Origin of the sequence: Agromyces sp. CCNWLW213, assembly GCF_037199545.1 — a bacterium.
GTDB lineage: Bacteria > Actinomycetota > Actinomycetes > Actinomycetales > Microbacteriaceae > Agromyces.
In genome coordinates, this window is sequence record NZ_JBBBDX010000008.1 from 146,239 (window position 1) to 160,512 (window position 14,274).

General features: G+C 74.2%; 10 protein-coding genes. 6 read left to right on the plus strand and 4 right to left on the minus strand.

Annotated features, from left to right (window positions below; genetic code table 11):
* Nucleotides 1-5: 5 nt before the first annotated feature.
* Nucleotides 6-3,893 (minus strand): S8 family serine peptidase, encoded by a 3,888-nt coding sequence (locus WBQ80_RS14780; RefSeq protein WP_337282591.1) that lies wholly within the window; start codon nucleotides 3,891-3,893, stop codon nucleotides 6-8.
* A gap of 115 nt (nucleotides 3,894-4,008) precedes the next feature.
* On the opposite strand from WBQ80_RS14780, the gene WBQ80_RS14785 reads away from it, so the two are divergent.
* The gene (locus WBQ80_RS14785; RefSeq protein ID WP_336573559.1) at nucleotides 4,009-4,974 is read left to right on the plus strand and encodes a transcriptional regulator TrmB; all 966 of its coding nucleotides are present in this window, start codon (nucleotides 4,009-4,011) and stop codon (nucleotides 4,972-4,974) included.
* Nucleotides 4,975-5,155: 181 nt separating this feature from the next.
* Nucleotides 5,156-7,477, plus strand: coding sequence for an immune inhibitor A domain-containing protein (locus WBQ80_RS14790; RefSeq protein WP_336573560.1), 2,322 nt, complete (start codon nucleotides 5,156-5,158; stop codon nucleotides 7,475-7,477).
* 77 nt (nucleotides 7,478-7,554) lie between these two features.
* On the opposite strand, the gene WBQ80_RS14795 is transcribed toward WBQ80_RS14790, so the two are convergent.
* Nucleotides 7,555-7,773 carry a hypothetical protein gene (locus WBQ80_RS14795; protein WP_336573548.1) on the minus strand — a complete coding sequence of 73 codons (219 nt, stop codon included), beginning with the start codon at nucleotides 7,771-7,773 and terminating at the stop codon, nucleotides 7,555-7,557.
* Between the two features lie 214 nt (nucleotides 7,774-7,987).
* Between WBQ80_RS14795 and WBQ80_RS14800 the strand changes: the two genes are divergently transcribed.
* Both WBQ80_RS14800 and WBQ80_RS14805 read left to right on the plus strand, forming a co-directional pair.
* Complete coding sequence (locus WBQ80_RS14800; protein ID WP_336573549.1) at nucleotides 7,988-8,878, plus strand: bifunctional helix-turn-helix transcriptional regulator/GNAT family N-acetyltransferase; 891 nt, start codon at nucleotides 7,988-7,990, stop codon at nucleotides 8,876-8,878.
* 77 nt (nucleotides 8,879-8,955) lie between these two features.
* On the plus strand, nucleotides 8,956-9,405 hold the full coding sequence (locus tag WBQ80_RS14805; protein WP_336573550.1) for a DoxX family protein: 450 nt from the start codon (nucleotides 8,956-8,958) through the stop codon (nucleotides 9,403-9,405).
* Between the two features lie 121 nt (nucleotides 9,406-9,526).
* On the opposite strand, the gene WBQ80_RS14810 is transcribed toward WBQ80_RS14805, so the two are convergent.
* Both WBQ80_RS14810 and WBQ80_RS14815 read right to left on the minus strand, forming a co-directional pair.
* Complete coding sequence (locus tag WBQ80_RS14810) at nucleotides 9,527-11,020, minus strand: DUF3482 domain-containing protein (protein ID WP_336573551.1); 1,494 nt, start codon at nucleotides 11,018-11,020, stop codon at nucleotides 9,527-9,529.
* The gene (locus WBQ80_RS14815) at nucleotides 11,017-12,558 is read right to left on the minus strand and encodes a DUF2868 domain-containing protein (protein ID WP_336573552.1); all 1,542 of its coding nucleotides are present in this window, start codon (nucleotides 12,556-12,558) and stop codon (nucleotides 11,017-11,019) included. Before WBQ80_RS14815 ends, WBQ80_RS14810 begins: the two co-directional genes overlap by 4 nt.
* 164 nt (nucleotides 12,559-12,722) lie before the next feature.
* Here WBQ80_RS14815 and WBQ80_RS14820 point away from each other — a divergent pair, with 164 nt between their 5' ends.
* Entirely contained in the window at nucleotides 12,723-13,664 is a 942-nt protein-coding gene (locus WBQ80_RS14820; RefSeq protein WP_336573553.1) for a DUF1214 domain-containing protein, read from the plus strand.
* Nucleotides 13,665-13,768: 104 nt separating this feature from the next.
* Nucleotides 13,769-14,185 carry a CBS domain-containing protein gene (locus WBQ80_RS14825; RefSeq protein WP_336573581.1) on the plus strand — a complete coding sequence of 139 codons (417 nt, stop codon included), beginning with the start codon at nucleotides 13,769-13,771 and terminating at the stop codon, nucleotides 14,183-14,185.
* Nucleotides 14,186-14,274 lie beyond the last annotated feature (89 nt).

Genomic DNA, 14,274 nt, shown 5'->3' on the forward strand with positions numbered 1-14,274 from the left:
TCCGATCAGCCGCGGGCGCCCTTCGCGGGGGCCACCGCCACGGCGCGCTCGATCTCCTGGCTGAACGTGTTGCCCGCGGCATCCGTCGCCGTCACCCGGAGGTCGACCCATGCGCCGGGGTCGGGCACCGGGAGCGACGCCTCGTAGGCGCTCACCCACGCGCGACCCTCGGCGAAGACGCCCTCGGGCGCCTCGCCCGGGCCGGAGTCGTCGGCCGACACGAGCTCGAGCGGCACGCGCCTCCAGTCGCCGCCGGGGAGACGCACCTCGAGCGTCGCCTCGGTGATGGCGCCCGATCCGACCGCGCCGGCCACGTGGCCGAGCTCCAACCCGAGCGCGACCGGGGCGCCCTTCCTGCGATCGGTGCCGGCCGTGCCGGCGGCATCCGTCTCGACGTCGTAGAACGCCTGGATCATCGGCTGGAACTGCGTCGACCAGTCGTCGCGGGCGCCGGTGGTCGTGAACGTCCACTCGGTGTGCGTGCGCGTCGACGAGGCGAGCGCGCTGCCGTCGTGCGTGGCGGTGTTCACGACCCGGGCCTCGGCGTCGCCGTCGGGCAGCTCCCAGACGTTGACGCCCTGCCACGGGGACGAAGCCAGCAGCTCGCCGTCGAGGTAGAACTCGGTCGTCTGCGCGAAGCCCTCGTGCCCGGCGAACACGTCGAAGGTGCCGGTGTGCTCGGGCTCGCCGCCGTCGGCCCACGACGGGAGGTTGACCTGGATGCCGTCGGCCATGCGGTGCGGCGCCCAGTAGCCCTGCCCGACGTACGGACGGACGATCGGCGAGAAGTACGCGGTCTCGACGCGCTCATCGGGCTCGTACGAGCGGAGCACGTCGCGCACCTGCCACCCGACGTCGAGCACCGTGACGTCCTGGTACCAGTCGACGCTCGGGTCCACCCACTCCGCGCGCACGATGCCACGGCCCATGGCCATCGGCAGGCCGAAGCCGTAGGCGCCGTTCGGGGCGAAGTCCCACCGGAACTCGGCGAGCGGGTCGCCGGCCTCGCCCTGGTACCGGGTGTCGACGCGCGCGAGCCCGCTCGGCTCGTAGTGCAGGTCGCCCGGGATGCCGCCCTCGTCGTAACGGGCGATGTCCCAGATCTCCTCGGCGTTCGCGACACCGGTGCCCGACACGGTCACACCGCGCTTCGCCGACGCGATCTCCTCGAGCAGCTGCCGGCCCTGGACGCCGCTCATCGCCGCGACCGGGATGCCGACGTCGGTCAGTCCGTCGTCGCCGCCGACCCACTCGCTGAGCTCGCCGTCGGCGTCGTTCACCACGAGGAGCATCGCGGCGCCCGCCGCGAGCGCGTTCGCGGCGCGTTCGGCGGGCGCGACCAGGTCGGACCGGGTGACGACGGCGACCTTGCCCTTCACCTCGGCCGCGGCCAGCTCGTCGATGCTCCCGGCACCGGCCGCGACGGCACGGGCCTTGAGGTCGCCGTCGAGCCGGACCGATCCGGCCTGCGGGATCAGGTCGAGCGGCGTCCTGCCCGCGGTGAGGTCCAGGCGGGCCTCCTGCAGGCGCCACCGCGTCGTGAAGTCGAAGTGCTCGACGTTCGGCGCCGTCATCGGCTCGGCCCACAGTTCGTCGGTCCACACCGGCGCGAGCACGCCGTTGGCGAAGCCGTCGGCCGTGACGTCCATGCGGCGCACGATCGCCTCGAGGCCCTCCTCGCCGACGTCGACCGTCACGGGTTCGGCGGCGCGCGCGTCGAACGCGACCGAGGCCGGGCCGTCGAGCACGAGGTCCGGGTCGCCCACGAGCACGGTCGCGATCGTGTCCGCCTCCCGGGGCAGGTCGAGGACCGACATGAGCGAGTACGTGCCCTCGGGCAGGCGCAGCGTGCGCTCCCCGGCGACGCCGACGAGGTCGTACGCGTCGAGCTCGTGGCTATAGAGCACGCCGACCGCGTCGATGGGCTCGCCGTCGAAGCCGGTCGCGGTGACGGTCAGGTCGTATCGCTCGGCCTCGGCGATCACGCCGAGGGCGGTGCGGGCGACGGGCTCGCCGTCCGCCGACGCGACGAGCGCTCCTGAGAGCTGGGTTCCGGCGGGCACCTTCGCGGGGTCCGCGGTCAGCGTGACGGTGCGGCTCTCGCCGGCGGGGATCGCGAGCGCGTCGGCGTCGAGTGCGACCGCGTCTCCGGCCTCGTCGGCCGGGAGCCGCTCGCCTTCGCCGGGCGTCGTGTCGGCCAGGTCCACCTCGAGGGACACGGTCACCTCGCGGTCGGTGCGGTTGGCGTACTCGACGGTGCGCTCGACCGGGTTCGGCTCCTCGCCCCAGGCGAGCATGCCGAAGTCGCCCGAACCGGATGCCACGACCGGCGCATCCACGGCCGCGCCCACGTCGAGCACGCCGGCGCCGGCCTGGTAGGGCGTGAGGCCGACGTCGCTCGCCGTGCTGAGCAGCGCCGCGCGGAGCTGCGCCGCGGTGTACTCGGGGTGCTGCTGCTTGACGATGGCGGCCGCGCCCGCGACATGGGGGGTCGCCATCGAGGTGCCGCTCATCGAGACGTAGGCGCCGTCGCCGGGGTGGTCGGCCGAGTGCGCGGCGGCGACGTCGTTGCCCGGACCGGCCAGGTCGGGCTTCAGCGCGCCCGAGCGCACGAGCGGTCCCTGACTCGAGAACCACGACAGGGCGCCGTCGGGGTCGTCGACCGAGCCGACGGTGAGCGCGTGCTCGGCGGAGCCCGGCGAGCCGATCGTCTCGGCGGCGCCGGAGTTGCCCGCGGCGACGACGAAGAGGGCGCCGGTCCGCTCGGCGAGGCCGTCGAGCGACTGTGCCATGAGGTCCTCGCCGTCGGAGGGCTGGATCGAGCCGAGGCTCATCGAGACGATCGGGGCGCGGTTCGCGGCCCACTCCATCGCGTCGATGATCCAGGAGTCCTGCCCGTAGCCGGTCTGGTCGAGCACCTTGCCGACGAGGAGGTTCGCGCCGTCGGCGACCCCGCGGTGGGCGCCGTCGCTGGCCGCGCCCGTGCCCGCGATGGTCGACGCGACGTGCGTGCCGTGCCCGTTGGGGTCCCACGCGACCTCCTCGTCGGGCACGAAGCTCGCCGACTCGGCGAGCACGCGGCCGGCGAGGTCGGGGTGGGTGTCGTCGTAGCCGGTGTCGAGCACCGCGACCGTGACCCCGGTCCCGGTGAACCCGTCGGCCCACGCCTCGGGTGCGCCGATCCAGGGCACGCTCGTGTCGAGCGTCGCCCGCACCTTGCCGTCGAGGTGGATCGCGGCGATCCCACCTGCGAGCCGCGCCTCGCCCGGGTCGGCCGCGAAGGGACCGGGACCGGCGGCCCCGTCGTCGGCGGCCCCGGTGAGCGCGGCCCAGGTCGCCGCGGCGTCGGCATGACCGGCGGACGCCGCCGCCCCGTCGATGCTCTCGAGCTCGGTGCCGACGTCGAGGCCGGGCACGGAGGCCTCGGCGCGACGGGCCACGGGTGCGGAGTCGAGTTCGACGATGAGCGGGGTGGCGTCGACCGACTCGTCGTCGTAGCCGTACTCGATGAGCCGGGTGACGTTGAACAGGTCGGGGTCGAGGACCCCCGCGGCGAGGTACGCCTCGGCGGACCTCGGGATGATGCTGACCTCGTCGTCGGCGGTGACGCTGCGGTACCCGGCGCCGGGCACGGCGGTCTGGACGGAGACCGCGTGCGTGCCGTCGGCAAGGTCGGTGACGGTGACGCGGTCGCCGGTGATCAGGGTGACCCGGTGCGACCCCGTGGGGGCGGCGGCGACGGATGGCGCCGCCGTGGCGCTTCCGTCGCCGCCCGCCGGGTCGGCCGCCGCGGGGAGGGTGGCGCCGACGCCGGCGATGCCGATCGCGAGGCCGCCGATGGCGGCGATGATCGGACGTCTGCGTCCGCGTGCGGGGGTGGAGCGTCGTGGCATGGAGGGAACCTCTCGCGGGGAACGGGTCGTGCTCAGCACCGTCCCACACCCTTCCCGCCGAAAGGTTGGCGGAGTTCCGCCATGGCGACGATCCGCCATCCGGTACCCTCGCCGCATGCTGGATGCGATCGGGCTCGACGAGCAGCACACCTCCGTCTATCGCCTGCTGCTCGGGCTGCCCTCGGCCGACGCGGAGCACGTCGCGCGGCTCGCGGCGCTCGGCGTGCGCGACGCGCGCGGCATCCTCGACGACCTCGAGGCGCTCGGCCTCATCGCGCGGCAGGCGTCGGCGCCCGACCGCGTCGTGGCCTCGCCGCCGTCCGTCGCGCTGCGGCCGATCCTCCTCGAGCGCGAACGACGGCTCACCGAGGCGCACGACGCCCTCGTGCACCTCAGCGACCTCTACCGCGAGGGGGCCGCGCAGCGGTCGGCGCCCGACGTGGTCGACGTCGTCCTGGGTCCGGAGGCCGTCGTGCAGCGGATCGGGCAGCTGCAGGCGTCGGCCGAACGGCAGGTCAGCGCGTTCGTGCTCGAGGACGTCGCGCTGCTGAGCGGCGCCGACAACACCGAGGAGGACCTCGCCCTCGCGCGCGGCGTCCGCTACCGGGTCGTCGTCGAGACGGCGGTCCTCGAACGTCCCGGCTTCGTCGATGTCGTCCGCGACCTCGAGCCGCTCGGCGAGGAGGTGCGCGTGCGCCCCACCCTTCCGACCCGGCTCTTCATCGCCGACGAGTCGCTCGCGCTGCTGCCCATGTACTCGCACGGCGACCGCCGCGTCTCCGGCGCGCTGCTCGTGCACCCGAGCGGCCTGCTCGACCTCGTGCTCGCCATGTTCGAGGAGATGTGGCGCGACGCCCCGCGACTGCTCGCCGATCGCGCCGAGGTGCGGGCACCCGAGGCCGTGGTGGACCGCGAACTGCTCGCACTGCTGCTGCTCGGCATGACCGATGCCGCGGCGGGGGCGCAACTCGGCGTCTCGGTGCGGACGGTGCAGCGCCGGGTGGCCGAACTCATGGAGCTGGCGGGCGTGACGACCCGCATCCAGCTCGGCGCGGAGGCAGTGCGACGCGGGTGGGTGTGAGCCCGGCGGAGGGCACCGCGCACCTCCGGCGGCGGGCGGGAGCCGGCTCCCCGAGGTGCGGATTCCAGCCGAATCGCGAGGTTAAGTCAAGACCCCGGAAACGCTTCTCCCGGAGCCGGGTCGCGTGTTAGCTTCCCTTCACATTTGCCCGGATCCCGGGCGATTCCCTGAAGGAGAGCACGTGAGAACACGCACGCGCGGAATGCTCGCTGCCGTCGCAGCGAGCGCGACGATGGTCGCCGGAGCCGCCTTCGGCCCCGCCGCGATCGCCGCACCCGCGACCGACCCGAACACCGCCCCGGCGAGCGCCGCCGAGGCACGACCCGACAACCGCCCCGGTCCCCTCACCGAACGGCAGAACGAGCGGCGCAAGGCCGCGCAGCAGCTCATCCTGTCGGGGCAGACGTCGCCCGGCGAGGACGGCGTCGTCCAGCTGGCCGAGGACAAGTACTACCAGGCGGCCGTGACCGGCACCGGCCGGCTGTTCACGATCCTCGCCGAGTTCGGCGACCAGGGCAGCGGCAAGCTCGGCACCACGCCCGGCCCGCTCCACAACCAGATCGCCGAGCCCGACCGCAGCACGGACAACAGCACGTTCTGGATCGACGACTTCAGCCCGGCCTACTACGACGAGCTGTTCTTCGGCGACGGCGAGTCGTTCGCCGACTTCTACTCGAAGCAGTCGTCGGGCAATTACACGGTCGACGGAGCCGTCAGCGACTGGGTGAAGGTGCCCGGCAACGCCTCGACGTACGGCGACAACTCCGTCGAGGACTACGGCGGCGCATGGCGGTTCGTCGAGGATGCCGCGGACGCGTGGTACGACTCGCGCGTCGCGGCGGGCAAGTCGCTCGCGGAGATCCAGGCCGAGCTCGAGGAGTTCGACGTCTGGGACCGCTACGACTACGACGAGGACGGGGACTTCGACGAGCCCGACGGGTACCTCGACCACTTCCAGGCCGTGCACGCCGGCGAGGGCGAGGACGCCGGCGGCGGCGCCCAGGGCGAGGACGCGATCTGGTCGCACCGCTGGTACGTCAACTCGACCGACTACGGCACCACGGGCCCCACCGTCGCGGGTGACGCTGGCGAGGTCCAGGTGAAGTTCGGCGGCACCGAGATCGGCGACACGGGCATCTGGATCGGCGACTACACGACCGAGCCCGAGAACGGCGGCCTCGGCGTGTTCGCGCACGAGTACGCCCACGACCTCGGCCTGCCCGACTTCTACGACACCGCCGGCGGCGAGAACTCGACCGGGTTCTGGACGCTCATGTCGAGCGGCTCGTGGCTCGGCGACGGCACGGACTCGATCGGCAACACGCCGAACTACATGGGTCCGTGGGAGAAGCTCCAGCTCGGCTGGCTCGACTACGACGTCGTCTCGCCCGGCGAGGACGGCGAGTTCACGCTGAGCCCCGCCGCCCGCCAGGTCGAGGGCCAGGAGCAGGCGCTCGTCGTCGACGTCCCCGACGCGGGCATCACGACCGAGTACACCGCGCCCGCCTCGGGCTCGTACGCCTGGTGGTCCGGCAGCGCCGACGACCTCAACACCACGCTCGAGCGCGAGCTCGACCTGACCGGCATCCGCTCGGCGACGGTCACCGCGAAGGCGTGGTACGACATCGAGGCCGGGTACGACTACCTGTACGCCGAGTACTCGACGGATGGCGGAGCGAACTGGACGCAGATCGGCAGCCCGCTCGACGGGTCGTCGAACGGCCGCTGGTCGACGCTGCGGTACACCGTGCCCGGTGGCGGCAAGGTGGACTTCCGCTTCCGCTACCAGACCGACGGCGGCGTCCACTACGCCGGAGCGTTCCTCGACGACCTCGTCGTGAAGAACGGCGGCAGCACGCTCTTCACCGACGATGTCGAGCAGGGCGACAACGGCTGGGTCGCCGACGGCTTCACGCGGAGCACGGGCACCGAGACGAGCGAGGGCGACCGCTACTACCTCGTCGAGAACCGCACGTACGTCGACTACGACCGGACGCTGCAGACCGGCCCGTACCAGTTCAGCTACGGCCTGACGGCGCCCGACAAGGTCGAGCACTTCCCGTTCGCCGACGGCATGCTCGTGTGGGCGGTCGACGAGGCGTACAGCGACAACAACACCATCGAGCACGAGGGCCACGGCCTGGCGCTCCCGGTGGACGCCCGCCCGGCGCAGTTCACCTACCCGGACGGCACCGCGCCGAGCAACCGCCGCCAGCCGCTCGACGCGACCTTCGGGCTGCAGGAGTCGGACGGCGTCGTGCTGCACAAGGAGGTCACGGTCGGCAAGGGCAAGTCGCAGACGGTCGGGTTCGCCGAGGCGACCCCGCCGAACGACCGCCAGACGGCGATCTTCTCGGACGCGGACGAGGACGCCTACTTCCACGCGAGCAACCCGCTCGGCGGCGTGAAGGTGGCGGGCCACGGCGTCGCCGTCGAGGTCCTCACGCAGGAGACCGGCGGCGTCATGACGGTCAGCGTCGTCAACCCGGCCATCCAGCCGTAGGTCGTCGGCCGAGGTCGACGGATGACGCGGCGGGCCCGCTCCTCCGGGAGCGGGCCCGCTTCCGCGTCCGGGCGCGGTCAGTGGCCGAAGCGGTGGGTCCGCGGACGCTGCAGCGCGGCGGCCTCGACGAGGGCGTTCCAGATCCGGAGGCGCAGCGGTTCGCTTCCCCGGGTCGCGCCGGCGGCTCCCTCGGCGCGGCGCTCCGCAGCGACACGGCGGTACTCGTTCACGCGCTCGGCGTGCATGGCGTCGTACGACTGCGTCGACTGGGCGAGGTGGTGGTTCGCGAGGTCCATGGTCTCGATCCCTCCGTGAGCGGGCGGTGGCGGGATAGGGCCCGTCGGTGGATGCTTCGAGCATCCCGCTCCCGTGGCGGCCCGGCATCCGTGGAAACCCGCCGATCCGCGCGTGCGACCACTGAAGCCGATCGCGCCGCTGCCGGACGCGCGATCGCGGGCTCGCGCCCCCGACCCCTTGAGACCACGGGAATGTCTGACTACGGTCAGACATATGGATTGCATCGCTCGGGTGCGGGAGTTCAACCGCACCGTGACCGAGCGCATCGGCGCGCTCGACGACCACTACCTCGCTCGCGGCCGCCCGCTGGGCCAGTCGCGGCTGCTGTGGGAGGTCGGCGCCGCGGGGCCCGACGGAGCCGAGCTCCGCGACCTGCGCGAGCGCCTCGGCCTCGACTCCGGGTACCTCAGCCGCCAGCTGCGGGCGCTCGAGGCCGACGGACTGGTGCGCGTTTCGCCGTCGGCCGCCGATTCGCGGGTCCGCGTCGTGCAGCTCACCGGCCGCGGCCGCGCCGAGCGCCGCGAACTCGACCGCGGGTCCGACGACCTCGCCCGCGGCATCCTGGACCCGCTCACCGATCGGCAGCGCAGCCGGCTGCTCGACGCGATGGACGAGGTGCGGCGGCTCATGACCGCCTCCGCCGTCGAGGTGCGCGCGGTCGACCCCGCCGAACCTGCGGCTCGCGCCAGCATCGCCGCGTACTTCGCCGAACTCGCCGACCGGTTCGACATCGGGTTCGATCCCGCGAAGGCGCGGCCGACGAGCGAGGACGAGTTCCGGCCGCCGCACGGAGCGTTCCTCGTCGCATTCCTGCACGGCACGGCGATCGGATGCGTCGGCGTGAAGCGCCGCGACGGCGACGAGTTCGCCGAGGTCAAGCGGTTGTGGGTCTCGCCCGACGCGCGCGGCATCGGCCTGGGGGCGCGCCTGCTGCGCGAGGTCGAGGCGGCCGCGGGGCGGCTCGGCGCCGCATCCGTCCGCCTCGACACCAACCGCACGCTGACCGAGGCCATCGCGCTGTACCGCGCGAACGGCTACATCGAGATCCCGGACTTCAACGGCGAGCGCTACGCCGACTTCTGGTTCGAGAAGCGGCTCGGCTGACCGTGACGGGCCGGGCTCGGGCGCCGGGCGCACCGCCCCGGTCCGGACCGGGGCGGTGCCGGTGCGAGACTGGGGCGATGCCCCGCCGACGCCGCCCGGTCCGCCGTCCTCGACCCCGCTCCGCCATCCGATCGACCGCACGATGGGCGCTCGCCGGCCTGCTCGCGTTCTCGGGGGTCGCGCACCTGACCTTCGCGAGGAGCGGGTTCCGGATCGCGGTGCCCGACTGGGTGGCATCCGATCGCACCGCCAAGGACGCGGTGGTCGTCACGTCGGGCGTCGCCGAGGCGATGCTCGGAGTCGCCCTGGTCGCCGCGCCGCCGCGCGAGCGGAGCCGGGTGGGAATCGCGGTCGCGACGTTCTTCGTCGCCGTGTTCCCCGGCAACGTGCACCACTGGCGCACCGGCCGGTCGGTCCCGCTCATGCGCACCGATCGGGCGCGATTCCTGCGGTTGTTCCTCCAGCCCGTGCTCGTCGCGTGGGCGCTGTGGAGCACCGCGGGCGCAGGCCGGCCGCGCGACGCGTGAGTCCCCGGCCGGGTGGTCCGTCGCCCGTCCCTCTCCCGGTGCCCGCGCCGTTCGGGCGCGGCGGCACCGAGTTCGCAGGATGCCGCGGCGCACGCCCGCCGCACAGCACCCGTGCCGCGAGTCATCCTGCGAACTCGGCCTCGCGCAGCGCGCCCGGGTAGAGCCGTTCGAGCAGCCCGAGCGCCGTCGACCGGAGCACGGCCTCGAGCTCGTCCCGCATCCGCTCGTCGTCGACGCCCGGCTCGCGCGACTGGGCCCACACGAGCGCGAGCCGCTCCTGCTGCGCGAGCACCGCCTCGACGACGAGCTCGCGCCAGAAGGGCGGGTACTCGCCCTCGACCCAGGCGCCGCGGCCGCGGCCGTAGTGCGCGACCGCGAGGTACCGCAGCAGCGCGGAGGTCACGAGGCCGTCGAGGAACGCGTCCTCCCACCGCAGGCTCGCGTCGCTGCGGCCGCGGAACACGTTGACCCCGCGCGCGAGCGACGCACCGCCGAGCGCGCCGACGATCGCCCCGGCGACCATGCCCGCACCGAAGGTGAGCCCGCCCGCCGCGAGGTCGGCGCCGAGCCCCGTGAGCGCCCCGGACACCACGCCGCCGAGCGCCGCCGTCCGCCCCTCGTCGAGCGGGGCGTCGACGTGGACGTCGTCGGCGACGCGGTCGAGCACCTCGTCGGCGGCGCGTCCCTCGAGGCGGTGGATGGCGATGAGCTCGTCGGTGCTCTCCCGAAGGTCGGCGCGCAGCCGTGACGACATGCGCTCCGCGGCATCCGCCCGCGCCTGCGACCTGACCGGGTTGGGCAGCCCGAACGACCCGCTCACGCGCGAGGCCATCGGCTCGGGCGGCAGCACCATGCGGTCGGCGGCGGCCCGCGCGACCGGCCACGCGAGCGCGGCCATCGACCGGTCGAATTCGTCCATGCGCAGGTCGCGCCACGCGGCGGCGAGCCGGCCGAACGCCGCCTGCGACCCCTCGGGAACGAGGTCCTCGATGGTGTCGAACAGCGTGAACTCCTGCACCCAGCACCGCGCGAACGCGTCGAACGCGAGCACGCCGCGCACGTGCGGCGCGTCGGCGAGCGCGGCCCGCCAGCGCGCGGCATCCGCTTCCTCGGCCGACCGCTCGCGGGGCGGTCCGGTCTGGTTCAGCAGCACGAGCACCGGCTTGCCCACCCACTCGAGCACCTCGAGCTCGGGGCGGAGGTAGCCGGCGTCGTCGGGCGTCTCGGCCGCGTTCACGAGGTAGAGCACCACGTCGGCCTGCTCGGCGACGTTGCGCACCGCGAGCTGGCTCAGCCAGAGGGCGCGGTCCTGGTAGCGGTCCCACACCTGCGACAGGAACCACCCGATCGGGTTGCGGTCCTGCCGCAGCCGCCGGACGAGTCGCACGCTGTCGCCGAAGCCCGGCGTGTCCCAGAGCGTGAGCAGGTCGCCGTCGGCGGTCTGCACGAGCGGGTGCGGGGTCGCCTCGGCGGTGACGTGGGGTGCGTCGCGCACCTCGCCGACGTCGCGGCCGAGCAGGGTGCGCGCGAGGGTGGTCTTGCCGGCGTTGGTGTGCGAGATGAGCGAGAGCGACACCGCGCCGGCGTCGAGGCCCGGTACGTCGGGCGCGCTCATCGGGCGGTCCTCGCGTCCGGGTGCGGGGCGACGACGGATGCCGCGTCCGCGAGCCGCGCGGCCGCCGGCGCCGGGTCGGGGTCGGCGAGGTCGACGAACAGCGCGCTCGCACCGTGCGCCTCGAGGAGGTCGCGCCAGGCGGCCCGGCGGGCCTCCCGGCGCGCCTCGTCGTCGGGCCACCGGGAGAGGTACGCCGACTCGTCGACGAGGGCGACCGTGCGGGCGGAGGGCGCGGCCCCGGCCGGCCCGCCGCGGGCCGTGCGTCCTCGCCCGGCGCTCGCGGGCGCCGCATCCGGTGCGGCGACCGCGTCGAGGAACCGGCCGTGAGCGTCCTCCTCTGGCGTCGCGGTCAGCGAGAACAGGGGCAGGCGGATGCCGCCCGCGCCCGTGCCATCCGTCGCCGCCGCGGTCGCACCGCTGTCCGGGGGCACGTCGTCGCCCCACGCGACCGACCGCTCGATCGTCGCGGGCGCGTTGCCGAACGCCTGCGCGAGCACGGCCTCGAGGCCCGCGCGCGCCTCGGCGGCGAGGGTGTAGCTGTACGGGATGACGCGGACGGGCGTCGCCTCGCCGACCCACGTGCCCACGAGGCGGCGGAAGTACGGGTCGTCGAGCGGCAGCGCGACCCGGCGGGCGCGGCGGCGCTCGACGAGCCACGCGGCGAGCGCGAGCACGAGCCGCGGGACGATCACGACGACGGCGACCGTCCCGGCCATGAGGTGCATCCACGGCGCGGCGTTCTCGCTCGCGGGCGCGCGGATCGCCTCGATCGCCGCGACATCCGGCACGGGGATGCCAGTGACGAGCGAACCGGGCGCGAGCGTGAACGCGAGCAATGCGTGCACCTGCTCGGCGCCGAGGAACGTGCTCTCCCACGAGGCGCGGTACTCGAACGCGAGCCCGCGCGTGTAGAGGCCCGCGATCACGCCGAGCGCCGTCGCCGCGGCGGCGAGGTGCAGCACCCGCGCGGCGCGCGCCGAGTAGAGCGGGGCGGCGATGCGCGCCCAGTCGCCGGGCAGTGCGCCGAGCACCGATCGCCGGGCGAGCGCGCCCTCGCCGCGCCATCCGTCGACCGCGCCGCGCACCGCAGCGGCCCGGATGACGACCGCCCGCACCGGCCCGACCGCGCCGCCGCGGAGCACGAACGGACGGACCAGTAGCCAGAGGTAGACGACGAGGTTCCACGCGACGAGCGCGAACACGGGCGGCGCGAGCAGGTTGATGCTCGATCCGCCGCCGATGCGGTCGACGAGCACGCCCAGCGCGAACGCGCCGAGCACCGTCACGACGCCGACCCAGGGGCGCCACCGGATGCCGCGCACCGTGCGCGTCACGCCCGGCTGGCGCGTGCCGATGCGCTCGAGCACGAGCTGCGCGCGGCGGGCGAGGAAGTCGTCGGCGCTCGCGCGCTCCCCCACGATCGCCGCGGCGGCGCGGCTCGCCCACTCGCGGTCGGCGTCGGACCACAGGACGCGGTCGCGCTCGCCCGTCTCGACGGCGCGCGCGGCGGTGACGTCGAGGGCCGCCGACTCGTCCATACGCGTCACTCTATGCGCGGGGGCGGCGCGCCGGTCGGGGCTTGCGGATGGCGCGCCGCCCGCGCTGCATCCCGGCTTCCCCCCTCCGCGAGGGCACCTCGCGCGGCCCGAGTTCGGTGGATATGGTGAACCGGAGGAACGCCGACGGATCGAGGGGAACCCGGATGGCCGAGCACGTCAACGTCGACAACTTCGCCCGCGCCGAGACGAGCCGCATGTTCGCGGCGATCGTCGCCCAGGCGGGCGGCACGGGGCAGTGGCTGCACAACCGCACGCCGACCCCGCTCGACAACCAGCCGGTGATCCGGCAGAACCGCGACACGCTGTACAGCACGGCGCTCGTCGACGCGTCGCAGGGCGCGACGGTGACCGTCCCCGACGCGGGCGATCGCTACCTCTCGGTCATGGTCGTGACCGAGGAGCACCACATCCCGGTCGTGCTGCACGAGCCCGGCGAGCACCGGCTGCACGCCGACGACCTCGGGTCGCGGTACGTGCTGCTCGCCGCGCGCATCCTGGTCGACCCCGACGACGAGGCGGATGTCGCGGCCGTGAACGCGCTGCAGGACGCGTTCGCCCTCGACGCGGCATCCGCTGAGCCCTACGCCGTGCCCGAGTGGGACGACGCCTCGCTCACCGAGACCCGGCAGGCGCTGCTCGCCCTCGCGCGCGGACTCGGCGGGTTCGCGGGCGCCTTCGGGCGGCGCGACGAGGTCGACCCGGTGCACCACCTCATCGGGACGGCGGCCGGGTGGGGCGGGCTGCCGACGTCCGAGGCGTTCTACGTCAACGTCGAGCCGCGGCTGCCGGTCGGCGAGTACGCGCTCACGGTCGGCGACGTGCCCGTCGACGCGTTCTGGTCGGTCACCGTCTACAACGCCGACGGCTACCTGCAGGATGCCGGCGGGCTCGTGAGCGTCAACAGCGTCACGGCCGAGCGCGACCCGGATGGCACGGTCACGATCCACTTCGGCGGGCCGGACGACGGCCGACCGAACCGGCTCGGGCTCATGGACGGCTGGAACTACGTCGTGCGCCTGTACCGTCCGCGTCCCGAGGTCGTCGACGGGTCGTGGACGTTCCCCGAGGCCCGTCCCGTCTCGTAGCGCCGCGGGTCGCGTTGCCGCGCCGGGCCGGGCGCGTCAACCCCCGTGCGCCATCCGTGCGCCGTGCCTAGCGTGGGCGGCACGAGCACGAGAGAGGACGACCCATGACCGTCGCACGTGAACTCATGACGCCCGACCCCACCTGCGTGAAGGAGGACGAGACGCTCGTCGACGCCGCACGCAAGATGCGCGACCTCGACGTGGGCGCGCTGCCGATCTGCGGCAGCGACGACCGCCTCAAGGGCATGCTGACCGACCGCGACATCGTCGTGAAGTGCATCGCCGACGGCGGCGACCCGTCGAGCGTGACCGCGGGCCGCCTCGCCGAGGGCAAGCCCGTCACGGTGGGCGCCGACGACGACATCCGCGAGGCGCTGAAGATGATGCAGCAGCACCAGGTGCGCCGCCTGCCCGTGATCGACGGGCACGACCTCGTCGGCATCATCAGCCAGGCCGACATCGCGCGCTCGCTCTCCGCGGGCGAGACGGGACAGACCGTCGCCGAGATCTCCGAGGAGTAGGACCTCCGATCCGCGGGGGGGGGGGGGGGGGGGGGGGGGGGGGGGGGGGGGGGGGGGGGGGGGGGGGGGGGGGGGGGGGGGGGGGGGGG